This is a genomic window from Comamonas terrigena NBRC 13299 (genome assembly GCF_006740045.1).
Classification (GTDB): domain Bacteria; phylum Pseudomonadota; class Gammaproteobacteria; order Burkholderiales; family Burkholderiaceae_C; genus Comamonas; species Comamonas terrigena.
Genome location: NZ_AP019749.1, coordinates 738,963 through 761,500, shown reverse-complemented (window position 1 = coordinate 761,500; position 22,538 = coordinate 738,963). Strand labels below are relative to the sequence as shown.

Below are 22,538 nucleotides of genomic sequence, written 5' to 3'. Positions count from 1 at the left end.
GCCCCCAGGCTGTTCCGCTGCCGGACGAATCCGCTATTGTCGCCCAGAGCGCCATGGCGCGCATCCCATTTCCTGCAAGCCCATGCCACTTCGTCCTGCATCCACCACCCAGCCCGCGCCCCTGTGTGCCGACGGCCACCCCACCCTGCTGCCCGCAGCCCTGGTGCAGGCCTACCGCCAGGCCTGGTACGACGTGGCGCTGCCCGCCCGTGCCACCGCCTCCAGGCTGCAAGTGGACGTGCACTCGCCGGCCCTGCAGCACGCCATGCAACAGTGCGGAGCCCGGCAGGCCTGCCTGCTGACGGCCTGCAACCCGCTGGGCGTCGCACTGTCGCCCGCGGACAACGAACGCCGCATGCAGGCGCTGCGTGTGGCACTGCAGCAGGACGGCTGGAGCTGGGCCCCGGCCCAGGGCCGGGACCCGCAAGGCGAGTGGCCGGGCGAAGACAGCCTGCTGGTCTGGCATATGGGCCCCACCCAATCCCGCGCCTGGGGCCGGCACTGGGAGCAGAACGCCGTGCTGACGGTGGGCAGCGACGCCGTCCCCCGGTTGCTGCTGCTGCGCTGACGGCACAGGGCGCGGCCTGATCCTCCGCTCCCGCACCCCGGGGGCAGGCCCGGGATGCAAAAAGCCTTTGCGACAGACATCGCAAAGGCTCGGAGGTGTACGGCGTCGGCCCGCACAGCGGCCCTGGGGCCGCCACACAGACCAGACCGGGCTCAGCGGGGCAGCTGGCTGGCGCCCACCAGGAACTCGTCCACGGCGCGGGCAGCCTGGCGGCCTTCACGGATGGCCCAGACGACCAGCGACTGGCCGCGGCGGATGTCGCCTGCGGCGAACAGCTTGGGCACGCTGGTGGCGTAGCCGCCGATCAGATCGGTCGTGGCCTTGACGTTGCCGCGCTGGTCCTTGTCCACACCAAAGGCGTCCAGCACGGTCTGCACCGGCGAGACAAAGCCCATGGCCAGGAACACCAGATCGGCCTTGATGATCTGCTCGGAACCGGCAACTTCGGTCATCTTGCCGTCTTTCCACTCCAGGCGCACGGTCTTCACGGCCGTCAGCTGGCCCTTTTCACCGATGAACTCCTTGGTGCCGATGGCGAACTCGCGCTCGCAGCCTTCCTGGTGGCTGGAGCTGGTGCGCAGCTTCAGCGGCCAGTAGGGCCACACCAGGGGCTTGTTTTCCTGCTCGGGCGGCATGGGCATCAGTTCCAGCTGGGTCACGCTGGTGGCGCCATGGCGGTTGGAGGTGCCCACGCAATCGGAGCCGGTGTCACCACCGCCGATCACCACAACGTGCTTGCCGTCGGCGCGGATCTGGCCCTTGTACTTGCCTTCGGCCGTGGCCTTGTTCTGCTGGGGCAGGAACTCCATGGCGAAATGCACGCCCTTCAGATCACGGCCGGGCACGGGCAGGTCACGCGACTGCTCGGCACCGCCGGTCAGCAGCACGGCGTCGAATTCGGCCATCAGCGTTTCGGGGGCGATGGTTTCCTTGGCCCAGTTGGTGACCTTGCTGTCCTTGCCCAGACCGTCCTTGCCCGCCACCAGCACGCCGGTGCGGATCTTCAGGCCTTCGGCCACCAGTTGCTCGACACGGCGGTCGATGTTGGACTTGTTCAGCTTGAAGTCGGGGATGCCGTAGCGCAGCAGACCACCGACCTGGTCGTTCTTCTCGAACAGGGTCACATCGTGGCCCGCACGCACCAGTTGCTGGGCGGCAGCCAGGCCCGCAGGGCCGGCGCCGACCACGGCCACCTTCTTGCCGGTCAGCAGCTTGGGCTTCTGGGCCGTGACCCAGCCTTCGTCCCAGGCGCGGTCGATGATGGCGTGTTCGATGGACTTGATGCCGATGGCATCGCCATTGATGTTGGCCACGCAGGCGGCTTCACAGGGCGCGGGGCAGATGCGGCCGGTGAATTCGGGGAAGTTGTTGGTGCTGTGCAGCACCTTGATCGCGTTCTCCCAGTCGCCGCGGTACACCAGATCGTTGAAATCCGGAATGATGTTGTTGACCGGGCAGCCGTTGTTGCAGAACGGGGTGCCGCAGTCCATGCAGCGTGCGCCCTGGATCTTGGCCTGCTCGGGCGTCAGTGCAATGACGAATTCCTTGTAGTTCTTCAGACGTTCCGCAACCGGGGCGTAGCCCTCTTCGATGCGGTCGTATTCCATAAAGCCGGTGGTCTTACCCATGGTGTGTATTCCTTGAAATCTGTGTTCGCTGGCGGTGCGACGGCCCGCCCGGGCCGCCGCGTTCGGGCCGTGTTTACTTGGCCGCTACCGCTTCTTTTTTGGGAGTGGCTTGCGCAGATGCAGCTTGCTTTTCCTTCTGTTTGCGTTCATAGATTTCGCCGAGTGCACGCTTGTACTCGGTCGGGAAGACCTTGACGAACTTGGCACGCGCTGCGGCCCAGTTGTCCAGCAGGTCACGGGCACGCTGCGAACCGGTCCAGCGGCTGTGGGCTTCGACCATGGCGCGCAGCTGTTGCTCGTCGCTCTGGCCGTTGTGCCACACACCGGGGTCGATGCTGCTGACGAATTCTTCGTGCGGCAGCACCTTGTCCAGCTTGACGGACGCGGTGTTGCAACGCTCGGCGAACTTGCCGTCTTCGTCGTACACATAGGCCACGCCGCCGCTCATGCCGGCGGCAAAGTTGCGGCCGGTCTTGCCCAGCACCACCACGGTACCGCCGGTCATGTATTCGCAGCCGTGGTCACCCACGCCTTCGACCACCGCCGTGGCACCCGACAGGCGCACGGCAAAGCGTTCGCCGGCCACGCCGCTGAAGAAGGCTTCACCGCGGGTGGCGCCGAACATCACGGTGTTGCCCACGATGGTGTTGCTCACCGAGTTGCCACGGAATTCATGGCTGGGACGCACCACCACGCGGCCGCCGGACAGGCCCTTGCCGGTGTAGTCGTTGGCTTCGCCGGTCAGGTTCAGCGTCACGCCCTTGCACAGGAAGGCACCGAAAGACTGGCCGCCCGTACCTTCGAAGTGGATGCGGATGGTGTCGTCTGGCAGGCCTTCGGCGTGCGCACGGGTCACCGCGCCGGAGAGCATGGCCCCCACGGAACGGTTCACGTTGCGCGCCACTTCCATGATGCGCACCTTCTCGCCGTTTTCGATCGCGGGCTTGCAGCGCTCGATCAGCTTCACGTCCAGCGCCTTGTCCAGCAAGTGGTCCTGCTTGTCGACATGGAAGCGAGGCACATCGGCGGGCACGTTCGGCTGGTAGAACAGGCGGCTGAAGTCCAGACCCTGGGCCTTCCAGTGTTCCACGCCCTTGCGGGTGTCCAGCAGGTCGGAACGGCCCACCAGTTCGTCGAACTTGCGCAGACCCAGCTGGGCCATGATCTGGCGCACTTCTTCGGCGATGAAGAAGAAGTAGTTCACCACATGCTCGGGCTTGCCGGTGAACTTGGCGCGCAGGACAGGGTCCTGCGTGGCCACGCCCACGGGGCAGGTGTTCAGGTGGCACTTGCGCATCATGATGCAGCCTTCCACCACCAGCGGTGCGGTAGCGAAGCCGAACTCGTCGGCACCCAGCAGGGCGCCGATGACCACGTCGCGGCCGGTCTTCATCTGGCCGTCGGCCTGCACGCGGATACGGCCGCGCAGGCGGTTCAGCACCAGGGTCTGCTGGGTTTCGGCCAGACCGATTTCCCAGGGACCGCCGGCATGCTTGATGGACGACAGCGGCGAAGCGCCCGTGCCGCCGTCGTGACCGGCGATCACCACGTGGTCGCTCTTGCACTTGGCAACGCCGGCGGCAATCGTGCCCACACCGACTTCGGACACCAGCTTCACCGAGATGTCGGCGTGCGGAGCCACGTTCTTCAGATCATGAATCAGTTGTGCCAGATCTTCGATGGAGTAGATGTCGTGGTGGGGCGGAGGCGAAATCAGGCCCACGCCGGGCACCGAGTACCGCTGCATGCCGATGTATTCGGACACCTTGCCGCCCGGCAGCTGACCGCCTTCACCGGGCTTGGCGCCCTGGGCCATCTTGATCTGGATCTGGTCGGAGGACACCAGGTACTCGGCCGTCACACCAAAGCGGCCGGAAGCGACCTGCTTGATCTTGGAGCGCAGGCTGTCGCCTTCGCGCAGCTCGATATCGGACTCGACCTGGGCCTTGCCGATGATGGAAGCCAGGGTTTCGCCCTGCTTGATGGGGATGCCCTTGAGCTCGTTGCGGTAGCGCTTGGGATCTTCGCCGCCTTCACCTGTGTTGCTCTTGCCGCCAATGCGGTTCATGGCCACGGCCAGGGTGGCGTGGGCTTCGGTGGAGATCGAGCCCAGCGACATGGCGCCGGTGGCAAAACGCTTGACGATCTCGGCAGCGGATTCCACTTCGTCCACCGGAATGGCCGTGGCGGGATCGCACTTGAACTCGAACAGACCGCGCAGCGTCATGTGCTGCTTGCTCTGGTCGTTGATCAGCTGGGCGTATTCCTTGTAGGTGCTGAAGTTGTTGGCACGGGTGGAATGCTGCAGCTTGGCGATCGCATCGGGCGTCCACATGTGGGCTTCGCCACGGGCGCGCCAGGCGTACTCGCCGCCGGCGTCCAGCATGGTTTCCAGCACCGGGTCGTCGCTGAAGGCAGCCACGTGGTTGCGGATGGTTTCCTCGGCGATCTCGAACACGCCGATGCCTTCCACACGGCTGGCGGTGCCGGTGAAGTACTTGTCCACGGTGGCGGTGTTCAGGCCCACGGCCTCGAACAGCTGCGCGCCGCAGTAGGACATGTAAGTGGACACGCCCATCTTGGACATGATCTTGGACAGGCCCTTGCCGATCGCCTTGACGTAGTGGTAGATGGCCTTGTCGGCATCCAGACCGTCCACGGGTTCCTGGTACAGGTCGGCCAGGGTCTCCAGCGCCAGATAGGGGTGCACGGCTTCCGCACCGTAGCCGGCCAGCACGGCGAAATGGTGGATTTCACGGGCCGAGCCGGTTTCCACCACCAGACCGGCGGTGGTGCGCAGGCCTTCACGCACCAGGTGCTGGTGGATGGCCGACAGTGCCAGCAGCGCAGGGATGGCCACCTGCGTGGCGCTCACGTTGCGGTCGCTGATGATCAGGATGTTGGCGCCGCCCTTGATCTCGTCCACGGCGTGGGCGCACAGCGAAGCCAGCTTGGCTTCCACACCTTCACGGCCCCACGACAGCGGGTAGGTGATGTCGATGGTGGCGCTCTTGAACTTGCCGTGGGTGTACTTCTCGATCTCGCGCAGCTTGGCCATGCCCTCGAAGTCGAGGATGGGCTGCTGCAGCTCGAGGCGCATCGGCGGGTTGACCTGGTTGATGTCCAGCAGATTGGGCTTGGGGCCCACAAAGGACACCAGCGACATCACGATGGCTTCGCGGATGGGGTCGATCGGCGGGTTGGTCACCTGCGCGAACATCTGGCGGAAGTAGTTGTACAGCGGCTTGTTCTTGTCCGACAGCACGGCCAGCGGGCTGTCGTTGCCCATGGAGCCCACGCCCTCTTCGCCGTTCTTGGCCATGGGGGTCAGCAGGAACTTGACGTCTTCCTGGGTGAAGCCGAAGGCCTGCTGGCGGTCCAGCAGCGTCAGCGCAGGCTTGGCGGGCGCGACAAAGTCGGCCGGCACCTGCACCTGGTCCAGCTTGATGCGCAGGTTCTCGATCCACTGCTTGTAGGGCTTGGTGTTGACGACGTTGGCCTTGAGCTCGTCGTCCTCGATCATGCGGCCTTGTTCCAGGTCGATCAGCAGCATCTTGCCGGGCTGCAGACGCCACTTGCGCACGATCTTGCTGTCGGGCACGGGCAGCACGCCGGCTTCGGAGGCCAGGATGACCAGATCGTCTTCGGTCACCACATAGCGCGAAGGACGCAGGCCGTTGCGGTCCAGCGTGGCGCCGATCTGGCGCCCATCGGTGAACACGATGGAAGCGGGACCGTCCCAGGGCTCCATCATCGCAGCGTGGTATTCATAGAAGGCGCGGCGGCGCTCGTCCATGGCTTCGTGCTGTTCCCAGGGCTCGGGAATCATCATCATCACGGCCTGGCTGATGGGGTAGCCGGCCATGGTCAGCAGTTCCAGGCAGTTGTCGAAGGTGGCGGTGTCGGACTGGCCGGCAAAGCTGATGGGGTAGAGCTTTTGCAGGTCGTCGGCCAGCACGGGCGAGGCCATCACGCCTTCGCGGGCCACCATCCAGTTGTAGTTGCCGCGCACGGTGTTGATTTCACCGTTGTGGGCCACGTAGCGGTAGGGGTGGGCCAGCGGCCATTCGGGGAAGGTGTTGGTGGAGAAGCGCTGGTGCACCAGGCCGATGGCCGAGACGCAGCGCTCATCGGCCAGGTCCTTGTAGTACACGCCCACCTGGTCGGCCAGCAGCAGGCCCTTGTAGACCACGGTGCGGCTGCTCATGCTGGGAACGTAGTATTCCTTGCTGTGCTTGAGGCCCAGGTTCTGGATGGCGGCCGATGCGGTCTTGCGGATCACATACAGCTTGCGTTCCAGTGCGTCCTGGACGATCACGTCCGAGCCACGGCCGATGAAGACCTGGCGCAGGATGGGTTCCTTTTCGCGCACGGTGGGCGACATGGGCATGTCGCGGTTCACCGGCACATCGCGCCAGCCCAGCAGCACCTGGCCTTCGGCCTTGATGGCGCGCTCCATCTCCTGTTCGCAGGCCAGACGGGAAGCGTGCTCCTTGGGCAGGAAGATCATGCCCACGCCGTATTCGCCGGCGGGTGGCAGTTCCACGCCCTGCTTGGTCATCTCTTCGCGGTAGAGCTGGTCGGGAATCTGGATCAGGATACCGGCACCGTCACCCATCAGCGGGTCGGCACCCACGGCGCCACGGTGGTCGATGTTCTCGAGGATCTTCAGCGCACCCAGGACGATGTCATGGCGCTTCTGCCCCTTGATATGGGCCACGAAGCCCAGACCGCAGGCGTCGTGTTCATTGCTCTTGGCGTACAGCCCGTGCTCTTGCAAGTGGGCAATTTCGGCAGCCGTAGTCATGGGGTTTTCCTCTATTTGTCTATCGCAGGGAACGCGAGAGTACGACACCGCATAAACCTATGCAAGAAAATTTAATTGGGGTCAGATACTAATTAAAAATAAAAATCCGCATTTTCATTTTAATTAGGGACATATCAAATGCACCAAAAGAAAGCCACGCGGCACGCGAGCGCCTGCTCACGCACCAAAACGCACCAACAAAGTGCAAATTCAATAACCAGGAAGGATCAATTGCCCTGATATGGTGCGAACGCCGCATCTGCAGCCGTTGCAGATGGTGACGAACTCGCCTCACCACCCTGTGGCGGACTGGCCTCAACCGGCCGCTGCGCCGGCCGCCCCGGACGCCGCCGGGTCAGGCGCCGCTGGGTCTGGTGCTGCAGTTGCGCCACAAAATCCGGCGATCCCAGGGCCCAGCCCTTGCTGGCCGCCGCCAGCACCTCTTCCGCCACGGCTGCCGACACCCCATGCTCCACCGTGCGCTGGTAGGCGGCTTCCCGGGCGAACGGGGTATTGGCCAGGGCCCAGTACTGGGCATGGGAGCGCACCAGGCTGTCCTGCTGCACGCCTGCGTTGTGCGCATAGCTGGACCATAGGTAGTCCTGCGGGCGCCCCACCAGGCCTTCCGCCACCGGCTGGGTTTCCAGCACCACCATGCAGGGCAGCAGATAGGCCGAGGCCTCCAGCACGGTGGAGCGGTAGCGCCCTTCCCACAAGGTGCCGCTGCGGCCGTGGCGGTTGTTGAAGTAGCGCACATAGCTGCGCCCCACCGACTGCATGAACAGCGGCAGCCCCTCTTCCGTCTCGGGCGTGGCCAGCACATGGAACTGCGCCGGCAGCAGCACATAGGCATGCAGATCGACCTGGAAGCGCCGCGCCATCTCGCGCATCAGATCCTTCATGGTCTCGTAGTCCTGCACGTCCTCAAAAATGGGCTGCAGATTGTTCCCACGCTGGATCACGTAATGGGCCATTCCTGGCAGTGTCAGTCGGGGCAAGCGGGCCATGGAGCGTCACAGGTTGAAGAGGAGGCACACCACATCGCTGTGCGCCGACCAGAATAGGTTTTGGCTATCAACAGCAGTGCACAAGGTTGAAATACATTATGCGCAGCGTACCAGCGACCATTTGTCGGAGGAGTTCCTGTCTCCATACGACGTCCACACACGGTGTGGCTGGCACAAGCCCATCGCCTGGGTGGCCGCCCGGCCTCCACAGCACGCGGCACAGCCTGGCTGCACTCTATCAAAACAGGAGCATGCTGTACCTCGGCGCTGCGGGCAACGCGCCACATGGAGAACCCCCACACCGGATCGGTGTGCAGGTACCGCCGGTTCCAGGGCATGCCCGTGGCAAGCGTGCACGCCGCGCGATGGCGGCTCCAGCGCACCATCCACAGGGCGCCGCGGAATCGGAGATCCGTCAGCCACGCAGACAGACGGGTCGGACAGGTCTGATGGCCCAGAAGGGCCAGGAGGGCCTTGCGCCGCAGACCCGCACAGAATGCCTGGTGCCCCTGCTGTTCAGCGCCCCGCCGCCCGCAGCAGTTGCGAGATGGTGTCGCAGGTGCGCAGCAGCTGCGGCAGCAACTGGTTTTGCATCATCTCGGCACTGGTGCGGTTGGCCTGGCCGCTGATGTTCAGCGCGGCCACCGTCTGGCCCAGGCTGTTGCGCACCGGTGCGGCAATCGAAATCAGCCCTTCCTCCAGCTCCTGGTTCAGCAGGCACCAGCCCTGGCTGCGCGTCTGGCGGATGGCAGCCCACAGCGCCTCGTCACTGGTCTGCGTCAGCTGGGTGAACTGGCTGCGCGGGCAGCGGTCCATCAGCGCCTGCACCTGCGCATCGGGCTGGGCCGCCAGCAGCACGCGACCCAGCGAGGTCCAGAACGCCGGCAGGCGCGAGCCCACGCCCAGGTTGGTGCTCATGATCTTGTGGGTGTGCACGCGCAACACATAGACCACATCCAGCCCGTCGAGTACGGCGGCCGAACAGGACTCGCCCACCGCATCCACCAGGCCTTCCATGGCCGGGCCGGCCAGGCTCCACAGCGGCATGGAGCTGAGGTAGGCAAAGCCCAGATCCAGGATGCGCGGTGTCAGCCGGAAGTGTTTGCCGTCGCTGTGCACATAGCCCAGGGTCTGCAAGGTCAGCAGGATGCGGCGGGCACCAGCGCGCGTCATGCCGGTGCGCGCAGCCACCTCGCTGAGTGTCTGAACCGGTGCTTGTGCGCTGAAGGAGCGGATCACCTCCAGCCCCCGCGCAAACGACTGAACGTAGCTGTCGCTTGGTTTTTGTGCTTCGTTTTCCATAGCTGCAAGGGTTTTCCCTGATGTGGTTTCTACAGGCGCGAAAAGGCAAAGCCTCTTCCTATAATTCTTTTAGCGAACTTTTGTTCTATATGCGAACATTTTAACGCCTTCGCCCACACCGCGAAGGGGTCATGTCAGCAGGAGACAACACATGATCAACAAAATCACCGACACCATTGCCGAAGCCGTTTCGGTCGTCAAAGACGGGGACGTGGTCCTCATCGGCGGCTTTGGCACCGCTGGCAACCCCAATGAGCTGATCGACGGTCTGATTGCCCATGGCGCCCGCAATCTCACCGTGGTCAACAACAACGCCGGCAACGGTTACACCGGTCTGGCCGCACTGCTGCAAAGCGGTCTGGTGCAGAAGATCATCTGCAGCTTCCCCCGCACGGCGGACAGCTGGGTGTTCAACGACCTGTACCGTGCCGGCAAGATCGAGCTGGAACTGGTGCCCCAGGGCACGCTGGCCGAGCGCATGCGCGCCGCCGGCGCCGGCATCGGCGCCTTTTTCTGCCCCACCGCCTACGGCACCGAACTGGCCAACGGCAAGGAAACCCGCGAAATCAACGGCAAGCACTATGTGCTGGAGTACCCCATCTACGGTGATGTGGCACTGGTCAAGGCCGAGCAGGGTGATCGCTGGGGCAATCTGACCTACCGCATGGCCGCCCGCAACTTCGGCCCGGTGTGCGCCGTGGCTGCCAAGCACACCATCGCCACCGTGCACGAGATCGTGGAGCTGGGCCAGCTGGACCCCGAAGCCGTGGTCACCCCCGGAATCTATGTGAACTCCATCGTCCAGATCCCGTTCGTGGCCACCCAGGCCGGTGGTTTCAAACAAGCCGCCTAAGCCGCGAATCAAGGAGATACCTCATGAGCAGCTACCAAAAGCGCAGCAAGAACGAACTCGCCGCCCGCGTCGCCCAAGACATCTTCGACGGTGCCTATGTGAACCTGGGCATCGGCCAGCCCACTCTGGTCGGCAACTACATCCCCGCCGACCGCGAGGTGGTGCTGCAGTCGGAAAACGGCATCCTCGGCATGGGCCCGGCCCCCGCCGAAGGCCAGGAAGACTATGACCTGATCAACGCAGGCAAGCAGCCCGTCACGCTGCTGGCAGGCGGCAGCTTCTTCCACCACGCCGACAGCTTCGCCATGATGCGCGGCGGCCACCTGGACATCTGCGTGCTGGGGGCCTTCCAGGTCTCGGCCACAGGTGACCTGGCCAACTGGAGCACGGGCGAGCCCGGTGCCATTCCCGCCGTGGGCGGCGCCATGGACCTGGCCGTCGGCGCCAAGGCGACCTGGGTGATGATGGACCTGCTGACCAAGACCGGCGAATGCAAGGTCGTGTCCGCCTGCAGCTACCCGCTGACCGGCCTGGGCTGCGTCAAGCGCATCTACACCGACCTGTGCACGCTGGAATGCACGCCTTCGGGTCTGCGCCTGGTGGACACCGTGGACGGTCTCAGCCACGCCGAACTGGAACGCATCGTCGGCCTGCCCATCGCCGCACCGGCTGCAGCCGTCGCAGCCTGAACGCACTCTCCTGTGTACCCTTCCCGCGACGGGAGAGGCGCACAGGACGCCCCATTTCTTGAACATCGACCGGCCCACCGGCCACCGCACATCGGAGACAACACCATGAGCAACACCCCCCAAGCCTTCATCTGCGACGCCATCCGCACCCCCTTCGGCCGCTACGGCGGTGCACTGTCCAGCGTGCGCACCGACGACCTGGGCGCCCTGCCCATCAAGGCGCTGATGGAGCGCAACCCCGGCGTGGACTGGAAGGCCGTGGACGATGTGCTGTACGGCAATGCCAACCAGGCCGGTGAAGACAACCGCAACGTGGCCCGCATGTCCAGCCTGCTGGCGGGTCTGCCCATCGATGTGCCCGGCTCCACCATCAACCGCCTGTGCGGCTCCGGCCTGGACGCCGTGGGCTCTGCCGCCCGCGCCATCAAGTCCGGCGAAGCCCGCCTGATGATTGCCGGCGGTGTGGAATCCATGAGCCGTGCCCCGTTCGTCATGCCCAAGGCCGAAAGCGCCTTCAGCCGCAGCAATGCCGTGTACGACACCACCATCGGCTGGCGCTTCATCAACAAGCTGATGAAGCAGCAGTACGGCGTGGACTCCATGCCCGAAACCGCCGAGAACGTGGCCGACGACTTCAAGATCGAACGCGAAGCCCAGGACCGCATGGCGCTGGCTTCCCAGCAAAAGGCCGCCGCGGCCATCGCTGCCGGCTACCTGGCCAAGGAAATCGTCAACGTGGTCATCCCCCAGAAGAAGGGTGATGCCATCGTGGTGAGCCAGGACGAACACCCCCGTGCCACCACGCTGGAAGCGCTGGCCAAGCTGAAGGGCGTGGTCCGTCCTGACGGCACGGTGTCCGCCGGCAATGCCAGCGGCGTGAATGACGGCGCCTGCGCCCTGCTGCTGGCCAACGAAGAAGCCGCCCAGCAATACAACCTGGTGCCCCGCGCCCGCGTGGTGGGCATGGCCACCGCCGGTGTCGCCCCCCGCATCATGGGTTTCGGCCCCGCCCCTGCAGTGCGCAAGGTGCTGGCCCAGACCGGCCTGACACTGGCCGACATGGATGTGATCGAGCTGAACGAAGCCTTTGCAGCCCAAGGCCTGGCCGTGCTGCGCGACCTGGGTATTGCCGATGACGACCAGCGCGTCAACCAGTGGGGCGGCGCCATCGCTCTGGGCCACCCCCTGGGTGCATCCGGTGCCCGCCTGGCCACCACCGCCGTGAACCAGCTGCACACGCTGGGCGGCCGTTACGCACTGTGCACCATGTGCATCGGCGTGGGCCAGGGCATTGCCGTGATTCTGGAAAAGGTCTGAACCTTTTCCCTCGGACCGGAACCTGCCCCCATCACCGCTCAGGAGACCTTGCATGAGCCAAGCCCCCCAATCCGCCGCCTGCACCGTAGTGACCGGCGCCAGCAACGGCATTGGCCGTTCGATCGCCGAAGCCCTGCTGGCCCAGGGCCGCACCGTGGTCAACCTGGACTACGTGCTGCCCAGCTGGAGCCATGAACGCCTGGTGTCCTACCAGGCCGACCTGACCAGCGCAGAGTCCACCCAGGCCGCGGCCGAGAAGATTGCGGCAGCGCACAACGTGACCGCACTGGTGAACAACGCCGGAGCCACCCGCCCCGGCACCATCGACACGGCCACCTCGGCCCAGCTCGATGATGTGGTGGGTCTGCACCTGCGTGCGCCCATGCTGCTGGTGCAGGCTTTTTTGCCCACGCTGCGCGCCTGCGGTGAAGGCCGCATCGTCAACATGTCGTCGCGTGCCGCACTGGGCAAGGGCGAGCGCATTGTGTATTCGGCCACCAAGGCCGGCCTGATCGGCATGACACGCACCCTGGCCATGGAGCTGGGCCGCGACCGCATCACGGTCAACGCCATCGGCCCCGGCCCCATTGCCACCGAGCTGTTCAAGAACAGCAACCCGGATGGCGCGCCGCAGACGCAGCGCATCCTGAACAGCATCGCCGTGGGCCGCATGGGCACGCCCGAAGACGTGGCCCGCGCGGCGCTGTTCTTCCTGTCGCCCGACAACGGCTTTGTCACCGGTCAGGTGCTGTACGTGTGTGGCGGAACGACGCTGGGCGTGGCCCCGGTCTGAGCGCCCGCAAGCCGTTTCACTTTCCCGATTCCCCCGGATGGCCGTGCCATGCATGCACGGCCACCACCCCCGGCGTGCGTGCCTGGCCCTGGCCAGCAGGGTGCGCAGGGGCCTTTTCCCTCGTGTACTGGAGACTTTGATGTTTGAATCCACCCGCTCTTTCTCGCGCCGCCATGGTCTGAAGATGCTGGCCGCTGCGGCCACCCTGGCCGTGGCTGGCGGTGCGGCTGCCCAGGGCGCCTTCCCCAGCAAGCCCATCAACATCATCGTCCCCTTCTCGGCCGGTGGTACCACCGACATCCTGGCCCGCATCGTCGGCCAGTACCTGGGTGAAGAACTGGGCCAGCCCGTGATCATCGACAACCGCCCCGGCGCCGGCGGCAACATCGGCGGCATGGCCGCCGCCCGCTCGGCCGCCGACGGCTACACCCTGTTCATGGGCACGGTGGGCACGCACGCCATCAACCAGTCGCTCTACAGCAAGATGCCCTTCGACCCGATCAAGGACTTTGCACCGCTGAGCCGCGTGGCCACCGTGCCCAACCTGCTGGTGGCCAACCCTGCCCAGCCGTTCAAGAACGTGAAGGAACTGATCGCCTACGCCAAGGCCAATCCGGGCAAGGTGAACTTCGGCTCCTCGGGCAGCGGATCCTCCGTGCACCTGTCGGGCGAGCTGTTCAAGTCCATGACCAAGGTGGACATGGTGCACGTGCCCTACAAGGGCAGCGCCCCCGCCATGACCGACCTGCTGGGCAACCAGATCTCGGTGATGTTCGACAACATGCCCTCCGCCATCCAGCACGTGCGCTCGGGCAAGCTGCGCCCCATCGCCGTGACCACGGCCAAGCGCTCGCGTGAACTGCCGGATGTGCCGACCATCGCCGAAGCCGGCGTGCCGGGCTACGAGGCCACCTCCTGGTTCGGCCTGTGGGCCCCGGTCAAGACCCCGGCCGATGTGCAGCAAAAGCTCCACGCCGCGCTGGTCAAGGTGCTGAAGAACCCCGCCGTGATCAAGAAGATCGAAGACCAGGGCGGTGACGTGGTGATCGACACCCAGGCCCAGTTCGATGCCTATATCAAGTCCGAAGCCGCCAAGTGGGGCAAGGTCGTCAAGGAGTCTGGCGCTCAGGTCTGATCGCCGACGCGGCAGCGCCCGGGTTGCGCTGCCGTCGACGTCCCGCGACGTCGACATATCTCCTCCTTTGCGCGTCTGTCACAGCCTGTAGCGGGCTGTGCAGACGCGTTTTTTATGGGCGCTCCCAAATTCTGTATACAAAACAGGACCGCAAGACAAGCACGGAGAGGTCAGCCACGCAAAGAAAAGAGCAGGCGTGCTTTTTTCATCACAAAGTGACGAATTGTCATCAATCGTCACCTAACATCCCCCCTTTCCTGCTGTCCCAGCGTCTTTGCGTCCCTTGCCGTGCTCTGCGTTGCCTTGCCCTCCGCCTTGTGTTTTCCTGCCGTGGGCCGGCCCGTGTGCGCACGCACCGCCCTGGCGCTGGCCTGCCTGGCTGCGGCCCTGCCCACCCAGGCGGCAGAGGGCACTGCCCCCACAGTGGCCACGCTGGGTACGGTCGATGTCACCGCCCCAGCCTCTGCCACCACCGAAGGCAGCGACCAGTACCTGAGCACCGCCCCCAGTGCCACGGCCACCGGCCTGGCACTGCGCAGCCAGGATACCCCCCAGCCCGTGCAGGTGCTGACCCGCAGCCTGCTCAACGACCAGGACGCCCAGTCGGTGCGGGATCTGGCCGTGCTCTCGGCCGGCCTGAGCACCTCGCGCGGGCAGCTGTACGCCCGGGGTTTTGCGCTCAGCCACTGGATGGTGGACGGCATGAGCGTCAGCTCCGACAAGAATTTCGACCTGAGCCAGAGCCTGGCCCTGTACGACCGGGTGGAAGTGGTCCAGGGCGCCTCGGGCCTGATGAGCGGCATGGGCACCCCCTCTGCAGCGCTGAACCTGGTGCGCAAGCTGCCCACGGCCCAGCCGCGCGTGGAACTGCAGCTGCGTGCCGGCCGCTGGAACCAGCGCGAAGCCATGGTCGACGCCTCCGGCCCGCTGAATGCCGCCGGCAGCTTGCGTGCCCGCGCCGTGGTGGATGCCAACAACCACCACAGCTATATGGACCGCATGGCCAGCCGCAAACGCAGCTACTACGGCGTGGTCGAGGCCGACATTGCCGCCCAGACCACGCTGCGCCTGGGGGCCAGTCAGCAGCGCAACATCCACCGCGACTCGCTCAGCGAGATCCCCACCGCCCCCGACGGCGGCGACCTGCACCTGCCACGCTCCACCTACCTGGGCTACGACTGGGAATACTGGCAGCAGCAGACCGACACCGCCTTTGCCCAGCTGGAACATGAATGGGACAGCGGCTGGAGCCTGCGCGCCGACCTGCTGCGGCTGCACTCCCAGCTGGAATACCTGGGCACCTACCTGAACGGGGGCACCCCCACGGCCATGCGCCAGAGCCTGGGTCAGTACAACTCCAGCCAGGAGGAGAACAGCTACGCCGTGTCGCTGCGCGGCCCCTGGCGCTTTGCCGGGCGCACCCACCAACTGGCCCTGGGCCTGAGCCACCGCCGGGGCGACACCTCCGGCCAGGGCTGGACGGCCCCCAACTGGATCACCGGCCTGAATGTCTACGCGCCCATGACCCCCGTCGCGGCGCCGAACCTGGGCCTGCTGTCGGCCTACGCCTACCGCTACCGCCAGACGCTGGACCCCACCCAGACGGGTGTCTGGCTGGCCACGCAGCTGCAACTGCACGAGCGGCTGCAGCTGACCCTGGGCGGACGCTGGGACCGCTACCGCCATGCCGGACTGGTGGCCGACAATTTCCGCATGCCCATGCAGCGCACCGACCAGGACCGCCTGCAGCACTTCAGCCGCTACGCCGGTCTGGTGTGGGAGCTGGATGCGCGGCACAGCGCCTACCTGCAGACCTCGGACATCTTCCAGCCCCGCACCGAACGCGACATGGCGGGCCAGGTGCTGCCATCGACCACGGGGCGCACCTATGGCGCCGGCCTGCAAGGCCGCTACCTGGACCAGCGCCTGCAGGCCGGCATCCACCTGTTCCAGGCCACCCAGCGCCATGCGCTGGAGCAGGAATACCAGCAATTCACCTGCCCCAGCTACCCCGGCGTGGCGTGCTACCGAAGCATCGAGCAGGTGCGCAGCCGCGGCGTGACCCTGCAGCTGCAAGGGCAAATCACCCCGGGCTGGCAGCTGTCGGCCAGCACCACCCTGGTCAACAGCCGCCATACCCAGGACCCGCAGAAACAAGGCCAGCGCTACGAGCCGCAACTGCCTCGCCTGCAGTGGCAGCTGAGCACGGTCTACCGCCTGCCGGACAGCGCCTGGCGTGTGGGCGGCAGCCTCTACCGCCAAAGCAGCACCGGAAATACCGGGCTGGACACCCTGAGCGGCTACCAGTACCGCATCCGCCAGCCCTCCTACACCCTGGTGGGGCTGATGGCGGCACGCCAGATCACGCCACACTGGCAGCTACAGCTGAACGTGCACAATCTGCTGGACAAGCGCTATTACCGCAGCATCGAAGCGCCCATGTTCACCGCCTATGGACCGCCGCGCAGCTGGCAGGCCACGCTGCGCTACCAGTATTGAGCGCCCGGCGTCGGCCTGCAATTACCTATGTTTCGGGATTGGCAACACCGGCTCCAGCAGCGATAGTGCGCGCAACACGCACCGCGCGCACTCCTTGAACACCATGTCCGCCATTCCTCCGACCACGCCCGCCCCTTTGCCAACCCCTGTGCTGGTGGTGGAAGACGATGCCTTGATCCAGCAACGGCTGCGGCAGATCCTGGCCAGCCTGGGCTACCAGGCCGACATGCTGCACTTCGCCTCGGCCCTGGGCCCGGCCCGCCAGCTGGCCGCGCAGCAAAGCTTTGCCCTGGCCCTGGTCGATCTGGGCCTGCCGGACGGCAATGGCACGGAACTGATTGGCGAGCTGCGCAGCAGCGACCCCGTCATGGGCATTCTTGTGATCTCCGCCTGGAGCACCAAGGAGGCCATCCTGAACGCCCTGCGCGCCGGGGCCACCGGCTATGTGCTCAAGGAACGTGACGACCTGGAAGTCACCCTCTCCATCCGCAGCGTGCTGCGCGGCGGTGCGCCTATCGACCCTTTCATCGCGCGCCGCGTCATCACCGAGTTCCAGCAACAGCAGGCGCCCACCGAGCCGCCGGCCGCCACCGACTCCGATGCCGTGCTGAGCGCACGCGAGATCGACATCCTCAACCAGGTGGCCAGCGGCCTGACCCACCGCGAGATTGCCGAGCGCATGTTCATCTCGCGCCACACCGTGGAAGCCCATGTGCGCAACATCTACCGCAAACTGGCCGTCAGCTCGCGCATGCGTGCCGTCAGCGAAGCCCGTGCCCGGGGACTGCTGACGCGATGACGGGGTTCGGCGGGCACCGCCTGGCACGCAGCCTCTGGTGGCTGTGCAGTCTGCTGCTGGCCTGGCTGTGCTGGATGCCTGCAGCCCATGCCAGCACTGCAGCCCAGGCATGCAGCGCCCGCATCGACAGCACCATGGCTGCCCGTGCGGATGCAGCAGCCACCCAGGCACCGACCCAGGGCTGGGAAGCCGTGACGCTGCCGGACAATTGGTCGCGCCGCTGGCCCGGACACCACGGCCCGGTCTGGTACCGCATCACCTGGAGCACGGACTGCCCGCTGACAAGCCCCGTGGCCATGACCGTGGACTCCATCAACATGGCCGGGGAGGTCTACAGCAACCAGGACCTGATCTGGCGCGACCACCATCTGCAGGAGCCGCTGTCCCGCTCCTGGAGCACCGCCCATTCCTGGGTGCTGCCGCAATCCTCCTTACAGCCCCAGGGACCGAACACCATCTGGCTGCGCGTGGTCGGCGTGCCGGAGCTGCGCCCCGGTCTGGGCGTGGTGGAGGTAGGTACCCCCGAAGCCATGCTCGCCAGCCAGCGCCACCATGACTGGAACACGCGCACCCTGTTCCAGCTGAACCTCACCCTGTCCGCCACCCTGGGCATCATGGCGCTGGTGGTATGGCTGCCCCGGCGCAAGCAGTCTCTGCTGGGCTGGTATGCACTGGTGTCGCTGTGCTGGGTGCTGTTCGGCAGCAATGTGCTGCTGACCGAGACCTGGCCCTTTCCAGACAGCCTGGCCATGGCACGCGTCAACCACCTGGCCTATATCGGCTACATCGCCAGCTTCGCGGTGTTCTGCTGGCAGCTGATTGAAAGCCCTTTGTCACGCCGCCAGCTGCAACGCCTGGGCGGATTGACCCTGGTGGCCGGTGCGGTCGTTATGGCCACCCCGGGGTGGTTCCCCATGCAGCGGGCGGCCGACTTCTATACCCTGATCTTCCTGGGCAATACCGCGCTGGTGATCCGGCATGCCTGGCGCACCCGTGCGCTGCAGCACCAGTTGGTCGCCGTCTATCTGCTGCTGATGGTGTCCATGGGCGTGCGCGATCTGCTGGTGGTGGCGGAAATCTGGCCCAGCCGCAACTTCTACAGTGCCTACACCGCCCTGCTGTTCATGCTGCTGTCGGCCGTACTGATGCGCCGGCGCATTCTGCAGGATGCCCAGCGCATCGAGCGCTTCAACCAGGAGCTGAGCGAAACCGTGGCCCGCGCCTGCGACGAGCTGAACACCACACTTTCCCAGGAACATGCCCTGGCCCTGGCCAATGCCCACCTGCAGGAACGCCTGCAGCTGGCACAAGATCTGCACGATGGCCTGGGTGGACAGATCGTGCGCTCCATCATGCTGGTGGAGCAAAGCGATGCGCCCCCCTCCAAGGAACGCTATCTGTCCATGCTCAAGCTGCTGCGCGATGACCTGCGCCAGGTGGTGGACAGCGATGGCAGCATCGGCGCCAACGCGCCGACCACCCCCGAGGAATGGACCATTCCGCTGCGCTATCGATTTGTCACTCTGTTCGACGACCTGGAGATGTCCTCTGAATGGCTGACCCCAGCGCACTGGGAAACCCCGCCCAGCGCCCTGCAGTGCATGCTGCTGGCCCGGGTGGCCGAGGAAGCGCTGACGAATATCGTCAAACACAGCCAGGCCCGCATGGTGCGGGTCAACCTGCTGTATCCGGATGCCAGGCAGCTGGTGCTGCGCATCGAGGATGACGGCATCGGCTTTGACGCGCCGATCGCCCTGCGCGCCGGCCTGGGCATCGGCATGTCCAGCATGCGGGCACGCATGGAGCGCATGGGCGGCGCGCTGCATGTCCGCTCCCGCCCGGGCCATACCGTGATCGAGGCCTGCCTGCCGCTGGCGGACCTGGGCGCTGCAGCACCTCTGCCCGCCCCCCGTCTGCCCATACCGCACATGCCCATGCCGTGAGCGGGCTCGCCGCCGCAGCAGGCATGCCCCGCTGCTGAAAACAACGCGAAGCAGGGCTGAACCGCGCTGGAGACCACCGGCGTTCAGGCGCAGACCATTCGCGCCCTTGGCAACACCACCTCAGGCGGCGTTTTCAGCAGCAACGGCAGCCGCTGGCTCACCCAGTGCGGCCGGCGCTACCGCGTGTTGCGGCAGCTTGAAACGGCTCTGCGCCAATGCTTCCAATCCGAACTCGGCCAGCAGCTGTTGCAGGCGATCGGCCGCCGCGCGTTTCTTGTGGCCGGTGTAGCGGGCCACGATCAGCTCGTTCTTCATGCTGTGCTCCCAGCCCACCAGCTCAGTCACCGTCACCTGGTAGCCGCTGGCTTCCAGGTACAGGCAGCGCAGCACATTGGTGACCTGGCTGCCGATCTCGCGCGTGTGGATGGGGTGGCGCCACAGTTCGGCCAGCGGCGTGCGCGCCAGGCTCAATGCCTTGGTCTGGCGCAGGCAGGCCGCGACTTCGGCCTGGCAGCAGGGCACCAGCACCATGGCCTTGGCCTTTTTCTCCAGGCCGAAGGCAATCGCATCGTCGGTGGCGGTGTCGCAGGCATGCAGGGCCGTAACCACGTCAAAGCGCTCAGGCATGAAATCGGCCTGGGTGGATTCGGCCACCGACATGTTCAGAAACTCCATGCGCTCGAAACCCAGATCGGCGGCCAGCTTCTGCGACGCCTCGACCAACGGTGCGCGAGTTTCGATGCCGTAGATGCGGCCCAGCCCCTGGGCCTTGAAGTACAGGTCGTACAGGATGAAGCCGAGATAGGACTTGCCCGCGCCATGGTCGGCCAGCGTCACGGCGTGGCCGTCGGCCCCCAGCTCCTTGAGGATGGGCTCGATGAACTGGTACAGGTGATAGACCTGCTTGAGCTTGCGGCGCGAATCCTGGTTGAGCTTGCCGTCGCGCGTGAGGATGTGCAGGGCCTTGAGCAAGGCGATGCTCTGGCCGGGTTTCAGCTCCAGCTGGGCCGCAATGTCCTGGGCCGCCGGCTTGGCAGCTTGGCCGGCGTTCGCAGCGCCCTGGCCTTTCTTGTCGTGCTTGGCCATCAGTTGCCTGCCTTCTGGGGTTCAGCATGGCCAGTCACCGGGCAGCGCGCGCCCACGTCCAGATCCAGCCAGCCTTCCAGGCCAATGTCTTCCAGCACTTCCATGTTGCGTTCGAAAATCATCTCGGCCTCGGGGAAGGCTTCCACCGCCTTGTCGATGCTTTCTTCGCGGATCAGGTGCAGCGTGGGATAAGGCGAGCGGTTGGTGCAGTTGGTCACGTCGTCCACATCCGTGCCTTCGAACTGAAAGCGTGGATGGAAGGAGGCCACTTGCAGAATGCCGCCCAGATCCAGCTCTTCCACCATGGCATCGGCGATTTCCAGAAAATCGTTGAAGTCCAGAAAATCCTGCAGTGCCTCGGGCAGCATCAGAAGCGTGGTGTCGCGCTTTTCGGGGTTGGTCTCGGCCAGGGCTTCCAGCTCGCGGTGCAGGTCATTGGCCACACCTTCGGCATCCGTGGCCTGGCTGACGACGTAGTGGATCTGGCCCTTCACATGCACGCCCTTGGCAAAGGGGCACAGGTTCAGGCCGATCACGGCCCGCTCCAGCCAGCGCACGGTGTCGGCGATCACCATGTCTTCGGGAAAGGATGGTTGGTCTGCGTCGGTCTGGATGGTGGTATCGGTCATGTGGGCCCCAAAAAGCAAATGGGGGCGCAACGCCCCCTCTCTCTCATCGATTCTGTGGCGCGAATTCTATCGGGCTGCCGCTCTTGCGTGCACGGTGCGGACTTTGCGCTGGCGCAAAGCCCGACAACGCCGGCATGCGGCACCCGGTATCGGCTACCGGCTTCTGGTGGCAGCGGCGTATCTGTGACTCCTCCGGCTGCAAGCGTAACGCTTTGCAGCGTTTCAGACCAGCAGGCGTTTTCCGGTCAGCCGTTCATGCTCATGGGCGGCATAGCGGTCGGTCATGCCGGCCACGAAATCCGCCACGGCACGGGCACGCCCGGCCTCGCTGGCGGCCGCCTGGGCCTTGGCAGCGTGGCGCGGCTTCATTTCCTGCGGGCGGGCCAGATAGAGGGAGAACAGGTCCTGGACCACCGTCTGCGCATGGTCCATGGTCTGTGTGACTTCGGCATGACGGTAGAGATTGCGGAACAGAAACTGTTTCAGCGCCTGGCTTTCCCTGGCCATGTCCGCACTGAAGGCCACCAGCTTGTCCGGATGGGCGCGCACCGCGGCCACACTGTCCACCCCTGCGGCCGCAATACGCTGCCGGGTGGTGGCAATCACGTCGTACACCTGGTCGCTGAGCATGCGGCGGATGGTTTCGTACAGCAGGCGGCGCTGGTACTCGGCCTGGGCCAGCTGCGGGTGCTGGGCCAGTGCCTGGGCGTGGTAGCGCGCCACCAGAGGGACCGTCAGCAGCTGCTCCCAGGTGAGGTAGCCGGAGCGCAGACCGTCGTCCACATCGTGTGCGTTGTAGGCAATGGCATCGGCCAGATTGCACAGCTGGGCCTCCAGCGAAGGCTGGCCGCCCTGCAGAAAGCGCGCGGCCACGCCACCGGGCTCCTGTGCCTCCAGCTTCTGGGCATTGGCCTGGGAGCAGTGCTTGAGGATGCCTTCGCGGGCCTCGAAGGTCAGGTTCAGGCCGTCGAACTCGGGATAGCGCTCTTCCAGCTGGTCCACCACGCGCAGGCTCTGCAGATTGTGCTCAAAGCCCCCCCAGGGCCGCATACAGGCGTTGAGCATGTCCTGCCCGGCATGGCCGAACGGTGTGTGGCCCAGGTCATGGGCCAGGCAGATGGCCTCCACCAGGTCTTCATTGAGGCCCAGCGGCCGGGCGATGGAGCGGCCCAGCTGCGCCACCTCCAGCGAATGGGTGAGCCGCGTGCGGAACAGATCCCCTTCGTGGTTCAGAAACACCTGGGTCTTGTAGACGAGGCGGCGAAAGGCGCTGGAGTGGACGATGCGGTCACGGTCCCGCTGGTGGTCGCTGCGCGTGGGCGCCACCACCTCCGCAAAACGCCTGCCCCGGGTCTGTGCCGGGTCGCATGCCCAAGGGGCCAGTGCCTGCATCGCCATCCACCACTCCTCTGTTCAAAGACACTTCAGAGACACCACCGCCATTCACGGCACAGCCTCGCCGCACAGCCCCCTCCCCCGTCGG

Annotated in this window: 16 protein-coding genes; 9 read left to right on the top strand and 7 right to left on the bottom strand. The window is 65.5% G+C overall.

Going from position 1 to position 22,538, the window contains the following annotated elements:
* Positions 1–82 precede the first annotated feature (82 nt).
* The gene (locus CT3_RS03405) at positions 83–568 is read left to right on the top strand and encodes a DUF3293 domain-containing protein (RefSeq protein ID WP_066540359.1); all 486 of its coding nucleotides are present in this window, start codon (positions 83–85) and stop codon (positions 566–568) included.
* Positions 569–720: 152 nt separating this feature from the next.
* Here CT3_RS03405 and CT3_RS03400 read toward each other — a convergent pair whose 3' ends face one another.
* From CT3_RS03400 to CT3_RS03385, 4 genes are all read right to left on the bottom strand, one after another.
* On the bottom strand, positions 721–2,196 hold the full coding sequence (locus CT3_RS03400) for a glutamate synthase subunit beta (protein WP_066540356.1): 1,476 nt from the start codon (positions 2,194–2,196) through the stop codon (positions 721–723).
* A gap of 73 nt (positions 2,197–2,269) precedes the next feature.
* Positions 2,270–7,003 carry a glutamate synthase-related protein gene (locus CT3_RS03395; RefSeq protein ID WP_066540354.1) on the bottom strand — a complete coding sequence of 1,578 codons (4,734 nt, stop codon included), beginning with the start codon at positions 7,001–7,003 and terminating at the stop codon, positions 2,270–2,272.
* 227 nt (positions 7,004–7,230) lie between these two features.
* Positions 7,231–8,010 (bottom strand): transposase, encoded by a 780-nt coding sequence (locus CT3_RS03390; RefSeq protein WP_225608834.1) that lies wholly within the window; start codon positions 8,008–8,010, stop codon positions 7,231–7,233.
* A gap of 516 nt (positions 8,011–8,526) precedes the next feature.
* Positions 8,527–9,312, bottom strand: a complete 786-nt coding sequence (locus CT3_RS03385) for an IclR family transcriptional regulator domain-containing protein (RefSeq protein WP_066540352.1) — start codon at positions 9,310–9,312, stop codon at positions 8,527–8,529.
* Between the two features lie 151 nt (positions 9,313–9,463).
* Between CT3_RS03385 and CT3_RS03380 the strand changes: the two genes are divergently transcribed.
* The 8 genes from CT3_RS03380 to CT3_RS03345 all read left to right on the top strand — a co-directional run bounded on the left by CT3_RS03380 (position 9,464) and on the right by CT3_RS03345 (position 19,340).
* Positions 9,464–10,165, top strand: coding sequence for a 3-oxoacid CoA-transferase subunit A (locus tag CT3_RS03380; RefSeq protein WP_066540350.1), 702 nt, complete (start codon positions 9,464–9,466; stop codon positions 10,163–10,165).
* 23 nt (positions 10,166–10,188) lie between these two features.
* A complete protein-coding gene (locus CT3_RS03375; RefSeq protein WP_066540347.1) occupies positions 10,189–10,854 on the top strand; it encodes a 3-oxoacid CoA-transferase subunit B in 666 nt (221 codons plus the stop codon).
* Between the two features lie 105 nt (positions 10,855–10,959).
* Entirely contained in the window at positions 10,960–12,171 is a 1,212-nt protein-coding gene (gene pcaF, locus CT3_RS03370) for a 3-oxoadipyl-CoA thiolase (protein WP_066540345.1), read from the top strand.
* Between the two features lie 52 nt (positions 12,172–12,223).
* Positions 12,224–12,964, top strand: coding sequence for an SDR family NAD(P)-dependent oxidoreductase (locus CT3_RS03365; protein ID WP_066540343.1), 741 nt, complete (start codon positions 12,224–12,226; stop codon positions 12,962–12,964).
* A 139-nt stretch (positions 12,965–13,103) separates the two neighbouring features.
* The gene (locus CT3_RS03360; RefSeq protein ID WP_066540341.1) at positions 13,104–14,099 is read left to right on the top strand and encodes a Bug family tripartite tricarboxylate transporter substrate binding protein; all 996 of its coding nucleotides are present in this window, start codon (positions 13,104–13,106) and stop codon (positions 14,097–14,099) included.
* Between the two features lie 315 nt (positions 14,100–14,414).
* On the top strand, positions 14,415–16,598 hold the full coding sequence (locus CT3_RS03355) for a TonB-dependent siderophore receptor (protein WP_192334742.1): 2,184 nt from the start codon (positions 14,415–14,417) through the stop codon (positions 16,596–16,598).
* A 103-nt stretch (positions 16,599–16,701) separates the two neighbouring features.
* A complete protein-coding gene (locus tag CT3_RS03350) occupies positions 16,702–17,397 on the top strand; it encodes a response regulator (protein WP_066540335.1) in 696 nt (231 codons plus the stop codon).
* Complete coding sequence (locus CT3_RS03345) at positions 17,394–19,340, top strand: sensor histidine kinase (protein ID WP_066540332.1); 1,947 nt, start codon at positions 17,394–17,396, stop codon at positions 19,338–19,340. The genes CT3_RS03350 and CT3_RS03345 overlap by 4 nt, the downstream gene beginning before the upstream one ends.
* A 120-nt stretch (positions 19,341–19,460) precedes the next feature.
* Here CT3_RS03345 and CT3_RS03340 read toward each other — a convergent pair whose 3' ends face one another.
* From CT3_RS03340 to CT3_RS03330, 3 genes are all read right to left on the bottom strand, one after another.
* Positions 19,461–20,426 (bottom strand): class I SAM-dependent methyltransferase, encoded by a 966-nt coding sequence (locus tag CT3_RS03340; RefSeq protein WP_083520576.1) that lies wholly within the window; start codon positions 20,424–20,426, stop codon positions 19,461–19,463.
* Positions 20,426–21,055: a DUF1415 domain-containing protein gene (locus CT3_RS03335; RefSeq protein ID WP_066540329.1), complete on the bottom strand. Its 630-nt coding sequence runs from the start codon at positions 21,053–21,055 to the stop codon at positions 20,426–20,428. Before CT3_RS03335 ends, CT3_RS03340 begins: the two co-directional genes overlap by 1 nt.
* Positions 21,056–21,277: 222 nt before the next feature.
* A complete protein-coding gene (locus CT3_RS03330; RefSeq protein WP_066540326.1) occupies positions 21,278–22,453 on the bottom strand; it encodes a deoxyguanosinetriphosphate triphosphohydrolase in 1,176 nt (391 codons plus the stop codon).
* Between the last annotated feature and the right edge of the window lie 85 nt (positions 22,454–22,538).

Excerpts from the sequence above, each read along its gene's own strand:
- CT3_RS03405 (WP_066540359.1), top strand. The coding sequence starts at position 83 with ATGCCACTTCGTCCTGCATCCACCACCCAGCCCGCGCCCCTGTGTGCC.
- CT3_RS03400 (WP_066540356.1), bottom strand. The coding sequence starts at position 2,196 with ATGGGTAAGACCACCGGCTTTATGGAATACGACCGCATCGAAGAGGGC.
- CT3_RS03395 (WP_066540354.1), bottom strand. The coding sequence starts at position 7,003 with ATGACTACGGCTGCCGAAATTGCCCACTTGCAAGAGCACGGGCTGTAC.
- CT3_RS03390 (WP_225608834.1), bottom strand. The coding sequence starts at position 8,010 with ATGGCCCGCTTGCCCCGACTGACACTGCCAGGAATGGCCCATTACGTG.
- CT3_RS03385 (WP_066540352.1), bottom strand. The coding sequence starts at position 9,312 with ATGGAAAACGAAGCACAAAAACCAAGCGACAGCTACGTTCAGTCGTTT.
- CT3_RS03380 (WP_066540350.1), top strand. The coding sequence starts at position 9,464 with ATGATCAACAAAATCACCGACACCATTGCCGAAGCCGTTTCGGTCGTC.
- CT3_RS03375 (WP_066540347.1), top strand. The coding sequence starts at position 10,189 with ATGAGCAGCTACCAAAAGCGCAGCAAGAACGAACTCGCCGCCCGCGTC.
- pcaF (WP_066540345.1), top strand. The coding sequence starts at position 10,960 with ATGAGCAACACCCCCCAAGCCTTCATCTGCGACGCCATCCGCACCCCC.
- CT3_RS03365 (WP_066540343.1), top strand. The coding sequence starts at position 12,224 with ATGAGCCAAGCCCCCCAATCCGCCGCCTGCACCGTAGTGACCGGCGCC.
- CT3_RS03360 (WP_066540341.1), top strand. The coding sequence starts at position 13,104 with ATGTTTGAATCCACCCGCTCTTTCTCGCGCCGCCATGGTCTGAAGATG.
- CT3_RS03350 (WP_066540335.1), top strand. The coding sequence starts at position 16,702 with ATGTCCGCCATTCCTCCGACCACGCCCGCCCCTTTGCCAACCCCTGTG.
- CT3_RS03345 (WP_066540332.1), top strand. The coding sequence starts at position 17,394 with ATGACGGGGTTCGGCGGGCACCGCCTGGCACGCAGCCTCTGGTGGCTG.
- CT3_RS03340 (WP_083520576.1), bottom strand. The coding sequence starts at position 20,426 with ATGGCCAAGCACGACAAGAAAGGCCAGGGCGCTGCGAACGCCGGCCAA.
- CT3_RS03335 (WP_066540329.1), bottom strand. The coding sequence starts at position 21,055 with ATGACCGATACCACCATCCAGACCGACGCAGACCAACCATCCTTTCCC.
- CT3_RS03330 (WP_066540326.1), bottom strand. The coding sequence starts at position 22,453 with ATGGCGATGCAGGCACTGGCCCCTTGGGCATGCGACCCGGCACAGACC.